The 14,105-nt window shown below is 50.4% G+C and carries 22 protein-coding genes; 9 read left to right on the top strand and 13 right to left on the bottom strand.

Features of this window, described 5'->3' with window-relative positions; all coding sequences use genetic code 11:
• Positions 1-485 (top strand): helix-turn-helix domain-containing protein (locus H4Q31_RS08900; protein ID WP_221626789.1); only part of this gene is annotated, 485 nt, incomplete at its 5' end.
• A gap of 18 nt (positions 486-503) precedes the next feature.
• Here the strand turns inward: H4Q31_RS08900 and H4Q31_RS08895 are convergent.
• The 6 genes from H4Q31_RS08895 to H4Q31_RS08870 form a co-directional block, all read right to left on the bottom strand.
• Positions 504-749: a YolD-like family protein gene (locus H4Q31_RS08895; RefSeq protein ID WP_185178720.1), complete on the bottom strand. Its 246-nt coding sequence runs from the start codon at positions 747-749 to the stop codon at positions 504-506.
• 13 nt (positions 750-762) lie between these two features.
• Positions 763-1,161, bottom strand: a complete 399-nt coding sequence (locus H4Q31_RS08890; protein WP_185178719.1) for a YhjD family protein — start codon at positions 1,159-1,161, stop codon at positions 763-765.
• Positions 1,158-1,361 (bottom strand): hypothetical protein, encoded by a 204-nt coding sequence (locus H4Q31_RS08885; RefSeq protein WP_185178718.1) that lies wholly within the window; start codon positions 1,359-1,361, stop codon positions 1,158-1,160. Before H4Q31_RS08885 ends, H4Q31_RS08890 begins: the two co-directional genes overlap by 4 nt.
• Positions 1,351-1,587, bottom strand: coding sequence for a LexA family protein (locus H4Q31_RS08880; RefSeq protein WP_185178717.1), 237 nt, complete (start codon positions 1,585-1,587; stop codon positions 1,351-1,353). Before H4Q31_RS08880 ends, H4Q31_RS08885 begins: the two co-directional genes overlap by 11 nt.
• Positions 1,588-1,683: 96 nt before the next feature.
• Positions 1,684-1,989, bottom strand: a complete 306-nt coding sequence (locus tag H4Q31_RS08875; RefSeq protein ID WP_185178716.1) for a hypothetical protein — start codon at positions 1,987-1,989, stop codon at positions 1,684-1,686.
• Positions 1,986-2,177 carry a transcriptional regulator gene (locus tag H4Q31_RS08870; RefSeq protein WP_185178715.1) on the bottom strand — a complete coding sequence of 64 codons (192 nt, stop codon included), beginning with the start codon at positions 2,175-2,177 and terminating at the stop codon, positions 1,986-1,988. The genes H4Q31_RS08875 and H4Q31_RS08870 overlap by 4 nt, the downstream gene beginning before the upstream one ends.
• A gap of 125 nt (positions 2,178-2,302) precedes the next feature.
• On the opposite strand from H4Q31_RS08870, the gene H4Q31_RS08865 reads away from it, so the two are divergent.
• The 8 genes from H4Q31_RS08865 (at position 2,303) to H4Q31_RS08830 (ending at position 8,645) form a co-directional block, all read left to right on the top strand.
• Positions 2,303-2,551 carry a hypothetical protein gene (locus H4Q31_RS08865; RefSeq protein WP_185178714.1) on the top strand — a complete coding sequence of 83 codons (249 nt, stop codon included), beginning with the start codon at positions 2,303-2,305 and terminating at the stop codon, positions 2,549-2,551.
• 126 nt (positions 2,552-2,677) lie between these two features.
• Positions 2,678-3,874 (top strand): hypothetical protein, encoded by a 1,197-nt coding sequence (locus H4Q31_RS08860; RefSeq protein WP_185178713.1) that lies wholly within the window; start codon positions 2,678-2,680, stop codon positions 3,872-3,874.
• Positions 3,849-5,252: an SNF2-related protein gene (locus H4Q31_RS08855; protein WP_185178712.1), complete on the top strand. Its 1,404-nt coding sequence runs from the start codon at positions 3,849-3,851 to the stop codon at positions 5,250-5,252. The genes H4Q31_RS08860 and H4Q31_RS08855 overlap by 26 nt, the downstream gene beginning before the upstream one ends.
• A 22-nt stretch (positions 5,253-5,274) precedes the next feature.
• On the top strand, positions 5,275-5,484 hold the full coding sequence (locus H4Q31_RS08850; protein WP_185178711.1) for a hypothetical protein: 210 nt from the start codon (positions 5,275-5,277) through the stop codon (positions 5,482-5,484).
• 5 nt (positions 5,485-5,489) lie between these two features.
• The gene (locus tag H4Q31_RS08845; RefSeq protein WP_185178710.1) at positions 5,490-6,506 is read left to right on the top strand and encodes a hypothetical protein; all 1,017 of its coding nucleotides are present in this window, start codon (positions 5,490-5,492) and stop codon (positions 6,504-6,506) included.
• A complete protein-coding gene (locus H4Q31_RS08840) occupies positions 6,503-7,597 on the top strand; it encodes a phosphoadenosine phosphosulfate reductase domain-containing protein (RefSeq protein WP_185178709.1) in 1,095 nt (364 codons plus the stop codon). The genes H4Q31_RS08845 and H4Q31_RS08840 overlap by 4 nt, the downstream gene beginning before the upstream one ends.
• The gene (locus H4Q31_RS08835; RefSeq protein WP_185178708.1) at positions 7,594-8,031 is read left to right on the top strand and encodes a GNAT family N-acetyltransferase; all 438 of its coding nucleotides are present in this window, start codon (positions 7,594-7,596) and stop codon (positions 8,029-8,031) included. The genes H4Q31_RS08840 and H4Q31_RS08835 overlap by 4 nt, the downstream gene beginning before the upstream one ends.
• Positions 8,032-8,102: 71 nt before the next feature.
• The gene (locus tag H4Q31_RS08830) at positions 8,103-8,645 is read left to right on the top strand and encodes an IbrB-like domain-containing protein (RefSeq protein WP_209703542.1); all 543 of its coding nucleotides are present in this window, start codon (positions 8,103-8,105) and stop codon (positions 8,643-8,645) included.
• Positions 8,646-8,684: 39 nt separating this feature from the next.
• Here H4Q31_RS08830 and H4Q31_RS08825 read toward each other — a convergent pair whose 3' ends face one another.
• From H4Q31_RS08825 to H4Q31_RS08795, 7 genes are all read right to left on the bottom strand, one after another.
• Positions 8,685-9,410, bottom strand: coding sequence for a C39 family peptidase (locus tag H4Q31_RS08825; RefSeq protein ID WP_185178706.1), 726 nt, complete (start codon positions 9,408-9,410; stop codon positions 8,685-8,687).
• On the bottom strand, positions 9,407-9,598 hold the full coding sequence (locus H4Q31_RS08820; RefSeq protein ID WP_185178705.1) for a hypothetical protein: 192 nt from the start codon (positions 9,596-9,598) through the stop codon (positions 9,407-9,409). Before H4Q31_RS08820 ends, H4Q31_RS08825 begins: the two co-directional genes overlap by 4 nt.
• Before the next feature lie 12 nt (positions 9,599-9,610).
• A complete protein-coding gene (locus tag H4Q31_RS08815) occupies positions 9,611-10,108 on the bottom strand; it encodes a phage holin family protein (RefSeq protein ID WP_185178704.1) in 498 nt (165 codons plus the stop codon).
• A 33-nt stretch (positions 10,109-10,141) separates the two neighbouring features.
• Positions 10,142-11,239, bottom strand: coding sequence for a S8 family serine peptidase (locus H4Q31_RS08810; RefSeq protein WP_185178703.1), 1,098 nt, complete (start codon positions 11,237-11,239; stop codon positions 10,142-10,144).
• Positions 11,240-11,288: 49 nt separating this feature from the next.
• Complete coding sequence (locus H4Q31_RS08805) at positions 11,289-11,528, bottom strand: hypothetical protein (protein WP_185178702.1); 240 nt, start codon at positions 11,526-11,528, stop codon at positions 11,289-11,291.
• A gap of 64 nt (positions 11,529-11,592) precedes the next feature.
• Positions 11,593-12,156 (bottom strand): stalk domain-containing protein, encoded by a 564-nt coding sequence (locus H4Q31_RS08800; protein WP_185178701.1) that lies wholly within the window; start codon positions 12,154-12,156, stop codon positions 11,593-11,595.
• Between the two features lie 42 nt (positions 12,157-12,198).
• On the bottom strand, positions 12,199-14,105 hold a 1,907-nt coding region (locus H4Q31_RS08795), incomplete at its 5' end, for a phage tail spike protein (protein ID WP_221626788.1).

The raw sequence follows: 14,105 nt of genomic DNA, 5'->3' as shown, positions 1-14,105 counted from the left end.
TGTCCGTGAGAAAAACCACCTTGGAAAGCAACATGTTGATCAGGACGTTTTCACATTCTTCGATTCTTGTGCCCGATAACCCCGGAAAAACAATGGGTGAGCGGCTTCGGTATGCTAGATGCGCAAATGGCTGGTCTATCGTTTATCTATCCCAGCTATCCGGAGTCTCAGCCACTACAATTAGTTGTCTTGAGCGCGGGATTCATGGGGCGGCGCTTTCTAATATACGCCGATTTGCCGAAGTACTGGACGTCTCAATTGAATTCCTTGGATGCTTCGAAAATCTCCCTCAAAAAACACTCGGCCAAAAAATAAAAAAGGTCCGGCTACTCCAAGGACTGCAGCTAAACGAATTCGCCGCACTTGTCGGTGTCGATTCTAAAACCGTCCGATCTTGGGAGCGCGATGACCGGATCCCTTCAGGGCGGCCGTCAGTGGTTCTGAATGAGATATTGAAAGCTTTGCCTCCTTCTCCTTCTATTTAAATGTAGAAAAGCCCCGAATCACTCGGGGCTTCCTACTTTCATTATATCCATAAACGGCACCTTTACCATCTCGCCAGCTCTTGAAACATGCACCATCTTCGTCCTCGCATCCATCTCTGTGATCCGGCCCCTAACCGATTCTTCGCGGCCCCATACAGCCAGGACAACCTCGGACTCCTCCTGATGTGCCTCCACCAACCTTTCGGCTAGATCCTCGAGTTCGAACTCGTCCCGCGTTGGTCGCTTTACTTTTGTCTTTGTCATAGCTGCATCCCCTTTATGTTGATAAGGATTTAAACACCTCGCCAATATACTTGGTTAATCTCACCCGTACCTCTGCCTTGGCATGTTCCCGGACAATCCCAAATCTGCTCTCATACCCTCGGCAAACGTACTGGATGTACAGCGTGAAATCAGACTGCTCGCCTTCCCATGTTTTGATCTTTCGTTTTCGCAGTTCCATGCGTAGTTGAGACAAATCTTTATTAACTGACGCAATTAATACATCAGTCGTCATTAGATACAGTGGCTTAAGCATCAAAAATGACCTTTGCAGCTCTTCTCGTTGCCTTTCCAGCATGATAACGATATTAGGTAGCAACAAGGCATCCCGAATCATCTCCAACTCTTCAACGGTGGGCATTCTACTCTGAGGCACGGATGTCTCTGCGTTCACGACACCCGCCTCCCAAGTACTGGCTGAGCCGCCAGGACTCGCTCTAGCTTCAATGTTCGATACGCTTGTTTCATGAGATCAAATACTTTCATTTGTCCATCACGGACGGAATAAACAGTAACGGTGCGCTGCGTAATTATTCCCTTGCTATCTTCATAAATGACATCCGCACGCCGGCCAACCAATTGTTCAAATCGCATCCCGACGCTCCTCCCATTCGATGATGCGAAGCGTCCGAGGGCGATCCGGTTCCCAATCGATCATTCCTTTGCGTTTCAGGCTTTGAAGATGCGCATGGACGGTGCTGGGCGACTGAATATTTAAGATCGCCGCCAACTCGCGGACACTCGGGGAGTATCCTTTCTTGATCAGGAATGCCTTGATTTCAGATAAAACAACTTGCTGCCTTGGCGATACCTTTTTCATTGTGTCTACCCCTCCAAATAGAAACATTTGTTCTTATTATAATCAGAACATTTGTTCTTATTCAAGAGAAAAAGAAAGCCGCCTTGCCGGCGGCCTCTAGAACTCATAATATTTGTCGTCTACGTCTAACCCGAAACGCATGTCATACGGCGCATCGACGATGACGAAGCCGTTGTCGATCCGATACCCCTGCTCAAGCACGTACTTGACCGGCACCGGGATCTCATACATATACGGCTCATCGGTCGGCCAGTGCGTCTCCAAGACGCACATGATGGCGTGTCCGGAGTCGCCCACATAGTAACGGTATTTCTCCAACTCGTCCGGCAGCACGCCGGGATACGGACGTGTATCTACGCCAGAGGCATAGTCTAGCATGCTGGCTCTAAGCGGCTTGCTCATTTGAGCCCCTCCCGTTCCATTTTCTCCTCGATCGCGCGAATCACGAATTCATTCACGCTTGCGGCCCCGGCCGCTTCAGCTGCTGCCCGAATAGCTTCTTTCTCGCCTTTAGGCACAACGATGCTGATCCGATCGTAATTCGCGGCCTGGTATTTGTTCTTGGCGCGCGTTGCTGCTGATCCGGCCATCGTACCAACTCCTTTCGATATCATCGTACCAGAAAAAATATACTTGAACAAGTATAAAAAACGCTTGACCGTATACGTGCGCAAGTATATAATACAGACATAAAGGACAAGGGAGCTGATATTAAATGAGAAAAGAAATCTACAAAGAAGAATTTTTTGATGGAACAAGCACCATCGCTAAGTTTGAAGAGGATGAGATGGCGAAATTCTTCAGCCAGCTCGAGAGAAAAAATGAAGGATCGTACTCGATTCTTATCGAACGGTTTAAGGCGATGAATGGGGAGACTCATTCGATCTACATGGCGTTCGAGCAACTCGAAGAAATATACTTAGCGGCAAAGGCAGAAAAGGAAGCGAGAGACGCTGCTATCTAACCCGCCTGATGATGGCCGGATGGGAACCGGCCGAAACGCCCTCCGGGGCGTCGCGGGAACCCGCCACGAGCTGGCCGTGCATGGCTGGCCTTTACATATAACCATTAAGTAATAGGGGTGAATAAATTGGCGAAATACAACATCGAGTACCGGTGCGGACATAGTGGTAAATTAGATATTGGTGGACCGACAAAGGATCGCGAAAGGATAGCAAAATGGCATGAGGGCCATAGTTGCCCTGAGTGCCGTGAGGCAGAGAAAATAGCAGCTCGAGTCGAAGCTAACAAAAAGGCATCAGATGCAGCTAGAAATCAAGGATTGCCAGAGCTTGCGGGCAGCCTCAAACAAATTGCTTACGGAGAGACCTGCCGTCAAGAGATACTCGACAAGTTAGCTGTTACTCACGGAAATATAATAAGTAACATCTCCGGCGGTCACGTCAAAGAGGATAAGATTACGCAAGCGAAAGAAGCAATTGCTCTGTTCGAGCGAGTAATAGCATACATCAAATCTGCCAAAACTGCAGCTGCATGGTGGATCGATAATAAGGCGGAGGTCTCTGATCTTTACCGTAGACTTGATTTTGTGCAGCGTATGGATGTTGAGGCATCCCGGTCGGCAATAGCCGTCCCCGAGCCCATCAAGCAAACCTCGGATAGCATCGTCAGACCAGAGGAAACAAAGTCAGAGACGGTTGTGACGATCCGTATCATAGGAGAGATTGTCGAGGCTCACTTTTCCGAGAAGCGAGACGACTTCCGGGAGATCGTCAAAGGGTTGGGTTTTAGTTGGGATAGCGGCCGGTGGGCACGTAAAATTGGAAAGCGAAGTGGTACTCCTGTTGATCGAGCTGCTGAACTCGGCCATCTCCTTCTCGCTGGAGGATTCGTTGTTTCGTCGAACGATGAAGTCATTAGCAAGGCAATTGCGGCTGATTACGATCCTGAGCACACATCTTGGATCACGACTGTCAAAACTGACCACGATAAATATCCAGGATGGTTCTATATTCTTTGGGGAAAAGATGACGACTACTACAACGCAGCGCGGCGCATCACCGGCAGCAAGTATCTAAAACCAGGCATCGTGGTAAATCCGCGTTACTTCGATCAGGTCATTGATTTTGCGTCTGTCCATAATTTCCGGTTTACGGAGAGCGCTGAACAAGCAATCGATATCGCGATGGCCGCTCGTGATCGTGAGATACTCGTCGATGTACCTACTCTCATAAAGAGAGAGCGCGTAGTAGTTCGCTCCATTCCGGACAAGCTCGCCATTCCTGATGAGGTGGTTATTGATGAAAGCCTTCGAGACGACGACTGAATTAATGCAGCATCAAGTAGATGCCGTGAACAAATCGCTACCTTCCCGAATCAATGCACTGCTGATGGATCCGGGAACCGGAAAGAGCCGAACCATCATCGAACTCGTGAAGTATCGGCACAAAAAAATAGATCGCGTGGTTTGGTTTTGCCCTGTCTCTCTAAAACTAACTGTCCGCGGCGAAATCCTAAAGCATACATACTGCAGCGCCGAGGATATTTGCGTTTTCGACGATAAAATAACTGGCGGAAACATACCAGAAGCCATGTGGTACGTCGTTGGTATCGAGTCTATGAGTCAGAGCGCAAGGGAGTTGTTTGCAGCGCATCAACTCATTACCGATCGGACGATGGCCATATTAGATGAGTCCCAGTATTGCAAAAACAATTATGCCCTTCGCGCAATCCGCATCATTAATCTTTGTAGAGACACGAGATATCGTGCGATCATGACAGGCACTCTATTGAGTAATGGAATCAAAGACATGTTTTCGCAGTTTTATTTTCTTTCGCCAAAAATCCTCGGATACCAATCATTTTGGTCATTTGCGGCGAACCATATCGAATATTCGGACAAATATCCAGGACAGGTCGTCCGCGCACATAACGTCGAATATCTGGCGGCGAAAATTAAGCCATATACCTACCAGATTACCAAGGAAGAATGTTTAAACTTGCCAGGACGCATGTACAAAACGGCTTATTTCGATATGACCGATGAACAACGATTCTATTATGACTCCATCAAAAATGATTACCTCGACCTGGCCGATACCGCTACCTTTGACCGATATATTATTTTTCGGATGTTCTCAGCGTTACAACAAGTCGTTTGCGGTTACCATAATCGTAAAGGGCGAGTAATTCATCTGAACCATCGGCGTCTGCAGACGCTTATGGACTCGATCCAACGAGAACCTGACAATGAAAAAATCATTGTGTGGGCCAAATATCAGCGGGACATCGAAATGATATCGACAGAGTTGAAGACAGCTTACGGAGATGATCAGGTTGCGGTCTACTATGGTAAGGTGGCGCCGAAGAATCGTAAATCCGAAGAGGAACGTTTCAAGTCCAGCGCGCGCTTCTTCGTCGCCACTGCTGCAACTGGCGGACATGGTCTTACCCTTGTCGAGTCTCATATAGTCAAGGTCTATAATCGAACCTTCAAATACGCCGAAAACGAACAGATGGAGGATCGCGTTTGTCGGATTGGTCAAATGAAGAAAGCTATGTTTGAAGATATTCATTGCGTCCAGTCCATCGACGATCGCATCTGGAAGTCGATCTGCAGGAAAGGTGATATTGTTCAGGACTTTCGTGCCGAAGTCGAGAAAGTCAAAAAGGAACGTTTGAAGGAATTGATTAAAGCGTTATGATTATATGCGAGGTGAGGCGTCAATGGATGACCCTGTATTTAATAATGCGCGAGCGAAAGCATTGCAGGCTCGCGATTTATACAATACCGGAGCGATAAGTTTTAAGGAAGCCGAAGATATGATGCAGGAGTTCCGAATCCTATTTAATCAATACGCTGCTGAAAAAGCGGAGAAATTTGGCGTGCGCCCACAGAAGTTTTCTGTGAAGATGTTTATCAAATACGGGCGGTGAGGCGATTGAAGAAAATATTTTATTCGAAGTCAGCCGATGCGCGCGCCGCTTACGTTCGCTCATACTTCAATCAGTGTGGAACGAGAAAGATGTTCTATCTCATTCCAAAAAAATTCATGGAAGACATGTCCTATCGACTTCCAGAAGCCCGGCTGTTCACATATGAAGATGTCACAAAATCCAATGACCTTTTCAACGAAGCGAACGAAGAAACGCTTCTTGTCTTCGACCGATCAGCGCGATATAAGATGATTACCAACAACACTTTCGTTCGTCTCAGCCGGATCGCATCCCAATATAAGCATAAAGTAATGATCGACATCGTTCCATTCACCAGCGGCGTCGAATATCTCTACTCTCCTCTCGCATTTATTGACCGGGGCATTCTCGGATATCAGCATTGGTACAGCTACCGCGAGAATAACTGGGAGCAGCAAGGCAACAACCGAGTGAGGGCGCACGACTTTGATCTGCTGGCAGCTAAATTGGCGGAGCATGCAGATATTGACTATGCCGACTTCCTTGGCAATCAAGTTGTCACAGTCGACTGCTCGATGACAAAGTTCGAAGCCGCCGAATATAAGCAACTGCGCGACCGAATGTTCGAAGAGAACAAGACGGCTAGTCCGATCATCACGACGCTCGCGGACTGGACTAACATACGCGAGAGCCGGTATGCCGCACTTGGCTCGCTGCTGACGCGACCTGGGAATACCGCGGTCTACACCAACCTCGCCGGCCACAACAAGCGGCTGCAGAAGCGGTTCCCCGGCGTCAATGCCAAGTCGTTCTATGACACCAATGGCGATGAGGGCCAGTATGATCGCGTCATTTTATTCGAGACACCGATTGTTCGAGGATATCTATTCCTAGACGTGATCGCTAACGTCCGGCCAGACTGCGAAATCTACATATTCCGCAGTGATTCTACTGTCGACCGGATGCTATATAAACGTGTGTTTGAAGAGTACAACCAGATCAATGCGCTTGCATCAGCGCTTTATCGTGAGGTGAGACAATGAGAGCCGGAGCCAAACTATACCTCCAGCAAAACGTTCTGCTTGCAGCCCAGGAACGAGTATCCATTTTGTTCGATTCCTTCGAAAATATCGTTGTGTCGCTGTCCGGCGGCAAGGACAGCACCGTACTGCTTGACCTCTGCCAACAAGAAGCGATCCGTCGTGGGCGGCGGGTTCATGGCTTCTTCCTCGACCAAGAGGCTGAGTATCAGTCGACAATCGATCAGGTCAAACATATTTTCAGTTTGGAAGGCGTTATCCCCCATTGGTATCAAGTCCCGCTGCGGATGACCAATGCTTCGTCCCTTCGCGTTGATTTTCTTAACGCTTGGCATCCTGGCGAAGAATGGATGCGGGAAAAAGACCAAGTAGCCATTCAAGAGGCCGATGGAGCGCCGGACCGTTTCTATAAATTCTTCCCGTGGTTTGAGAGCCGCTGGGACAAGGATTCAACCTGTTTCCTCGTCGGTCTCCGCGCCGAGGAGAGCCTCAATCGATTCCGATCAGTGGTCAAAAATCCCGGATGGAACAACCTGATGTGGACAAGCCAAAATGGGAAATCAGGTTTAAAGGCTTACCCGATTTATGATTGGACGTTCGAAGATGTTTGGCACCATATTTCTGTCCGTGGCCTGAGATATAACAGAGTTTATGACTTCATGCACTGGCGCGGCCACCGTATCCAAGATGTGCGCGTTTCCTATCTCGGCCATGAGAATTCTCTCAAAAGTCTGGAATCGCTGCACGAGTTTGAGCCAGAGACCTATGCGAAACTGCTCAAACGGATGCCCGGCGTGCATATCTCAGCTCGTTACATCAAAGAAGATATGGTCTATAGCGCATCTAAACTGCCTCCGGCTTTTAGCAGTTGGAAGGATTACCGAGATTTCCTGCTCTCGACTACGCCAAGCACTCACGTTGAACGTTTCCGAGAGAGGTTCGCTGGTCAGCCAGAAGACGAGAGCATTCATCGCCAGCAATGCCGACAGCTTCTAATAAATGATTGGGAAGGAAACATCTCGATTATCAAGCCGAGGGCCGATAAACAAGAGGCCAAGAAAGACAGGCTCGCCAAATGGAGGGAAATCCTATGAAGGTGTTGCGAGAGGAATGCGGATTAACCTACTTCCAGATCAATAATGAACATCCGAGATTTTATGAGCTTCTCGGATGGTTTTTCGGAAGCCGCGAGGTAGCGAGAGAATTGGGGATGCCGATCTATGACGATCCGAACCGCGAATGGATTGTCGTCGTTGCCGATAAGTACCCCATCGCCTGCAGCAGCATCGAATTCCTTAAGGCCAAGGGCAAAGCGCTCATGAAAAGCGGATGGGTTCATCCCAATTGGAGAGGAAAACGCATCTACAATAATATGTTCGACGAGCGGATCAAGATCGCGCATGAAGCTGGAGTAACGAAACTTGGAGCTACGGTCACAGATAAAAGCTATAATACGCATATCCGAAACGGCTTCCGTGAGATTGGAACCAAAGGTCGTTATAAGATCATGAGAAAGGAGTTAGATTAATGTTTGATTCATTGATTAATCAACTCGCCAATCTGCCTGAGGAAGAACGAATCGAAGCGATAAACGAGCTAATGGATCGTCTTCGAGAGGTTCACCCGATTCAACATCCGATCAGCTTTGTACAATGGGTTCCTGCTGATGACGTGCAAGCGAATGACTACAATCCGAATAGCGTCGCGCCTCCGGAGATGCGGTTATTATATACCTCGATTAAAGAGGATGGATACACACAACCGATTGTAACGGTGAATGATGTTGACAAAAAAACGGTTGTCGATGGCTTCCATCGGAACCGCGTCGGGAAGGAATATAAGGACATTGCCCGCAGCACGAAGGGAAGGTTGCCAGTTGTAACACTAAATAAGCCAATACAAGACCGTATGGCGTCCACCATCCGCCATAACCGAGCCCGCGGAAAGCATTCTGTTCTTGGTATGAAGGATATTGTCATAGAGTTGATTGGACTCGGATGGGATGATGAGCAGATAGGAAAACATCTGGGAATGGACGCGGAAGAGGTTTTAAGATTAAAGCAAGTATCAGGAATTGCAGAACTATTCAAAGGCAGAGATTATTCGCGTTCATGGGTTCTTGACCCAGAACAGCGGAAATAACAAATAAGCCCGAGGGCCGAAGCCCCCGGGTTGAATCATTTAACGCATCGCCACAACAAAAGTAAGCCACGCCAGCTCCGACGTAGTGAGCGTCCGCTCTTTGATCTTGGTCAACCACGATTCATCCGTGATCGTCTTGTTCACGAGCAGTTGCTTGACGTTACTCTCCAAGACACCCCATTGATAATTGCTCAGTTGCAGCACCTCGTCCGCCTCCTCTGCCGTATCCGGCTTACTGATAATCCAGAATTGTCCTGCCTCGCGCTGAATGACCGATTCCCTTGAGCGTACCTTCCCGTCATCCTTAGCGCCTTGATCGATAAGACCGTCCACGCCGTACTTTCGGTTGTCCTTGTTAGGATCATATACGTCGATCCATCCATCTCCCGCGCCGACCAGCAGAATGTAGTGTCCACCACTTGTAAAGTGGCCGCTACGCATCGATGCGACGACGAGAGCACCGCCCGCGAGCGCCTGCTTGGCTGCCGCGAAGTTGCCAGTCCGACACGTCAGGCCGTAGTGCTCGGCCGCATCCGCGAAAAATCCCCATGCCGTCCCGTTGTTGTCGGTGCGGTAGCCGTGAGCGACAGCGTAGGCAGCCGTCTCCGTCGGCAGGATCGAGCGTCCCAGCAGCGAGCTGGCCGCCATCGCGAATGATGTTGGGCCGCATGCGGACGTGCCGATGGTCTGCGACTTGTCGCCTCGGATCGTGTACGGCACGTTACGCCAGCGTGGATCCTCCTGGTTGTAGTAGACGAGGTTCATTTGCTGCCACCGTCCCCGTCCTCATGCTTGAAGAAGAACGTCATTATTGTGCCTAGCGCGCCGACAAGCGCCACAACGAGCATGTTGACGAGGTCTTTGTTGTCCGTCGCGAATGCCGCCACTAGACACCCCGCCAGAATAGTCACAATGGCGAAAGCAAAAATCTGCTTGAACGTGAATTTCTTCATTGCTTTCCCTCCTTATAGCAAGTTCTTCATTTTCAACGCCCGCTCAGCCTTTGCTTTAATTTCAGATCCGACATAGTTGAGAACCTTATTCGGAATCCATCGCTCCCAGCCGGCCCGCGCGCAGTTTGCCGTCATGCTTACCCAGTTGTGATAGATTAGAGCGCCGGTTAAGGCGTAATAGGCGACGCCTGGCTGGTTGATCTCAAAGACTGTCATCGATACCTTATCCAGCAGCCACCCGATAAACGGAATGAACAACAGTAAAACTGTTCGCAATACAGCCGCATTGCCATAGTCGCTGCGGTATGATTCGTTCCTTTTCGCCGAAGCTGTACCTGAAATCCAATCCGACATGACGATCGCAAAGAGAAGAATCCACGCCCAGAACTTACCGCTCGTCGATAAGCTATCAAACCATGGCGCCACGACAGCCCCAATCCATGCAGCCCCAACATTCGCCGGCTTAGCAAGCGAGTCTAAACTCAAAAAGGCTCTGATATATCTCTGCACCCCCCGCACCTCCCACCCAATTAAATCCGGACATTAGGACCGGCTATTTCTCAACGACACATACGATTTCCGCGCGAAGAGCTCGAAAAATCTAAACTCCTGCGCGTTGATGGGCTCGCCGCGCTGCTGCTTAGCAGATAGCTTAAGCCATAGATCGGGACTGTCAATCGTCGGCGCGCCACCGGTCCGGCCGTCAATCGGCGTAGCCATGAAACCGCGAAGCGCGTCCTCGAACGAGATGTCATCGACGGTTAACGGCTGCGGCGCGGCGTCCTCGTACTCCAGATACAGCCGGCCGTTGCCAATCTGGCGCCGATCAGTGGAACCGACGATTCCCTGCGTCGTCGTGTGCTTGATGAGCAGTGCGTACAACTCCGGCTCGGTCGGGTCGCGGCCCATGTCGCGACGAAACTGTTGGATGAACAGCGCAGCGGCGGCGCTGACACAGGGTGCCGCGCTCGACGTACCGGAAAATTTCCGGTAGTCACCGTTCGCGTTCGCCGCATCCACCATGGCACCGGGCCCGATCAGGTCAATCTCGGCGTTAGAGTCGCTGAACCTGGCGACCGCGAAGCTGGTATCGTATGCCCCAACGGATACGACTTCCGGGAAGCCGGCCGGATAATCCCATTCGTCGGTCGCGGCGTTGCCATCACCAGAATTACCGCCGGCGCACACAACAAGGATGTTGGCTGCTACTGCACGCTTGATTTGATCGTGCATGTCCACCCAACTCACTGGCCCGCCAAGCGACATATTGATGACGCTCACGCGTTCGCCGTTCGGTCCGCGCCAGCCTACCGCGTATTTGATGCCGTTTGCTATGGAGCCGGCGCCTTGCGAGCCGTCGTCGCCCGCCACTTTGATGAGCAATAGCTTGACACCAGGTGCGAGCCCGACCGTCGCGCCGGCGATAATACTTGCCACAGCGGTTCCGTGGCCTGTGACATCCGACATGTCAGCGGCGTCGCCTAAGTACGTTGCGCGGAACGACCCCACGATCCTGCCAGCCAGCTCGGGGTGATCCTGCTTAAAACCACTGTCGATGACGGCTACGACGACACCTGATCCATCGATGCCATGATCCCAAAATTCCTTAACCCCTAACTCTTCGACTACTCTGTTCGCCATAAGGCACGTCCTTCCCAATAAAATAAGCCCCGCATCTGCGGAGCATTACTCATCCCTTGCTATCCTCCTTCCCAACTTGATCTTGACCGGCCGCCAAACCACCTCCCCTATTGGCTTCTTGAACCTCGAAACGTGCGATTGCTTTCTCAATGTCATCCTTCACCGTCTGAAGAATCGCTATTTCCTTACCCGGATGCACTCGCAAAAAAGCGGCGATGATGTTGGCGATCTCGGCTTCCGGTTGACTCGGGTCGGCTTCGATACGCCACATTGTTTTGACTGCTGCCATAGGGCTCGCCTCCTTTAAATTAAAAGAGCCCGCCTTATGGCGGACCCTTAATGTTGATATGGGATTATTGCTGATCTTGAAGTGCTGCGATCTGTGCGTCGATTTCGGCAAGCTGTGCTTGTAGATCAGCAAGCTTGGCTTCAAAATCCTGTAGATTCTTCTGCGCATCTGCTAGCTTCGCTTCAAGGTCAGCCTTCTGAAAATCGGCGGCCGTCAGCAATTCATTCTGGTAGTACGGAACGGCCTTCCTCCATGTGTCTAAATCACTGACGAAAATCGGTGAATTAATTTGCCGCAATATGATTTCGCGCTTAGTCTGTAGATCATTGAGTCGAGCCTCTTCAATAGTTGGGTCTTGGACGAAATCGGGCGTCGAACTGTTCAAACCTATCACCCCGCCGCTTAGATCGATATTTAACCTCATAGCTTCCGAGATGGCGCGCACAGGCAAATAACTTGAATTATTGATAATTGCTGCTTGTCCCACGCTTTTCCCATTGAGTTTTACTTCCTTCATCCCGGCAACCTTGGAGCCGATTAAGCCAGATGATGCCGCATAGGCACCCGCGGACGCTGTGATCGCAACACCCAACAAAACACCGAGCAGAATGTAGGAAAGCTTTTTCACGTAATCACACTCCATTTTGTGGTATTCCCGAGCATTATACCACTAATTCTGCACGTGTGAATGAGCTGGAACGCCAGACCAAGTATATGCGTTTCCATTAACATCCCTAATGACAGTTCCTATAGGGATGCCACAGTTAAAGACAGGGGAACTGCCTGTGCCAACTCCTGCTGTTGCGCAGTCTGCTATTGCGGATGAAATGCTATTTAGCCTACTCCCAAGCGAAAGCCCATTACTACCTTGAATAATATCGCTAAATGTATAGACAACAAGAGAAGATGGACTGATCTCAGACGTTGAGATACCATCAGTCGACATGATATATAACCCGGATCCGCCCCAAAAGATTTGCCCACTGCCAGATACATCGCCGAGTTGAATGCTATTCACAGCCCAGGCGTCAAAGATAGAGCCCACCTTGATATAACCGCCGTCACCGTCATACACCGCGAATAGATCGTCTGCGACGCTCATCTCGGCGCGACGAGAACCATCATTAGTCCGTATTGACGACGCGATAACGTCTGCACCTTGGATTAACCCTCCGATAATCGTACCTGCTTGAATCGTTCCGCTGAACGTTCCCCCAGCCGCTTGCAGATCACCAGAAAAGGTCCCGCCAGCTGCTTCGAGGTTTCCGGCAAAGTGAGCGTCACCCGTGTTCGCATCCTGCCAGATCGTTTTATAGCCTGCTTTGTTGTACATAGCCAAGCCATAGATCCCCGGCTCGATCTGCCCGAGGCGGACCATAATACGGCCTTGATCGTCCTCGACTTTCATCCCCATACCATCGACAAGCGTGAGGGAATCGTCGTACTTCTTCCCCTTAAGCACCGCGTTCTTGGAAGTGTAGGCTATCGCCTTTTTACTCCCTACCGTCGCCGAGAAGATATAATCCGCTGTCGTGAGGTTACGGAAGTTCGAGAGGACTGCGTTTCCGCTCTTGCGTTCGAACGGCCATCGGTCGAACGCATTGACGCGCGCATCGAACGAATAGCCCAATTCGCTATCGCGGACCGTGACGGTGTCGCCGGCCTCGCGGATCTTCTCACTCTCAAACTCCGGATCTACCTTCTCGAGTTGCGCAAAGTCGACGTCATAAGAGACGTTGGGTAGCTCGTATTGAGCGAGATACTTCTGCATCTCCTGCAGCAGACGACCTTGATCGTCAATATCCGACCATTCCATTTTGCCCATAAATGGATTGTTCGGGTCAAAGTGCGGAGAGTCGATGTACTTGACGGTGTGACCGGCGTAACCCTCGATCGTCAGGCCATCCTTACCGTACCCGTACAGCCGGGTGATTCGCTCCATGTTATGGCTTGTCCGCTTGATGCCCTTCAAGTTGTGGGCATATCGGATCCGAGCGCCGTAGTTTCCGCCTTTGCGCGTCGTCAGCGTGATCTCGTAGTTATCGAAGGAAAGCTCCGCGCCGTAGAGCTTTCGCAGTTGCTGCAGCAGATTAATCTTGGTGTCCTCGCCGAAATCCGAGACATCGTGCGGCTCGAAATTTCCCTCCACTGCGAAGGTAAAAGGCGTTCCCTCGCCTAATAGCGCCAGCATCTCCGGAAGCGCCTTCGCGGCGGCAAAGTCGATGTAATCGTCCATGAAGTAGCCGCCAAGGTCGAATGCTACATGCCACGCTTCGACCACCTTGTAGATCCGCCGGCCAGCGTGCGACTCGTCAACTCTGCGGATTCGGAACCGCTGACCCCGCTCGACATCTAGCGGGAAGGTAACAATATTTCCCTCAACGATCGCGCTGTAGCGATCCTCGTCGTTCTCTTGGAGCGGATAACTAAAGGTGACATAAAACTCGCCGTTGACGACCTCGTGGACCTTTACATCAAATGCATTGGCGAGGATGCCCACGCGGCCGGAAATTGTCCAGATTTCAAGCCGAGATCTGAATTGGCTATTCATATCAACCACCTCCCTCAATAAATTAA

The organism is Cohnella lubricantis (assembly GCF_014212015.1).
Classification (GTDB): Bacteria; Bacillota; Bacilli; order Paenibacillales; family Paenibacillaceae; genus Cohnella; species Cohnella lubricantis.
This window is presented reverse-complemented; position numbering and strand designations above follow the sequence as displayed.

Bases quoted from the DNA above. Each gene is read 5' to 3' on its own strand.
- H4Q31_RS08895 (WP_185178720.1), bottom strand. From the start codon at position 749: ATGACAAAGACAAAAGTAAAGCGACCAACGCGGGACGAGTTCGAACTC.
- H4Q31_RS08885 (WP_185178718.1), bottom strand. From the start codon at position 1,361: ATGCGATTTGAACAATTGGTTGGCCGGCGTGCGGATGTCATTTATGAA.
- H4Q31_RS08880 (WP_185178717.1), bottom strand. From the start codon at position 1,587: ATGAAAAAGGTATCGCCAAGGCAGCAAGTTGTTTTATCTGAAATCAAG.
- H4Q31_RS08875 (WP_185178716.1), bottom strand. From the start codon at position 1,989: ATGAGCAAGCCGCTTAGAGCCAGCATGCTAGACTATGCCTCTGGCGTA.
- H4Q31_RS08870 (WP_185178715.1), bottom strand. From the start codon at position 2,177: ATGGCCGGATCAGCAGCAACGCGCGCCAAGAACAAATACCAGGCCGCG.
- H4Q31_RS08865 (WP_185178714.1), top strand. From the start codon at position 2,303: ATGAGAAAAGAAATCTACAAAGAAGAATTTTTTGATGGAACAAGCACC.
- H4Q31_RS08855 (WP_185178712.1), top strand. From the start codon at position 3,849: ATGAAAGCCTTCGAGACGACGACTGAATTAATGCAGCATCAAGTAGAT.
- H4Q31_RS08850 (WP_185178711.1), top strand. From the start codon at position 5,275: ATGGATGACCCTGTATTTAATAATGCGCGAGCGAAAGCATTGCAGGCT.
- H4Q31_RS08840 (WP_185178709.1), top strand. From the start codon at position 6,503: ATGAGAGCCGGAGCCAAACTATACCTCCAGCAAAACGTTCTGCTTGCA.
- H4Q31_RS08835 (WP_185178708.1), top strand. From the start codon at position 7,594: ATGAAGGTGTTGCGAGAGGAATGCGGATTAACCTACTTCCAGATCAAT.
- H4Q31_RS08830 (WP_209703542.1), top strand. From the start codon at position 8,103: ATGGATCGTCTTCGAGAGGTTCACCCGATTCAACATCCGATCAGCTTT.
- H4Q31_RS08825 (WP_185178706.1), bottom strand. From the start codon at position 9,410: ATGAACCTCGTCTACTACAACCAGGAGGATCCACGCTGGCGTAACGTG.
- H4Q31_RS08820 (WP_185178705.1), bottom strand. From the start codon at position 9,598: ATGAAGAAATTCACGTTCAAGCAGATTTTTGCTTTCGCCATTGTGACT.
- H4Q31_RS08810 (WP_185178703.1), bottom strand. From the start codon at position 11,239: ATGGCGAACAGAGTAGTCGAAGAGTTAGGGGTTAAGGAATTTTGGGAT.
- H4Q31_RS08805 (WP_185178702.1), bottom strand. From the start codon at position 11,528: ATGGCAGCAGTCAAAACAATGTGGCGTATCGAAGCCGACCCGAGTCAA.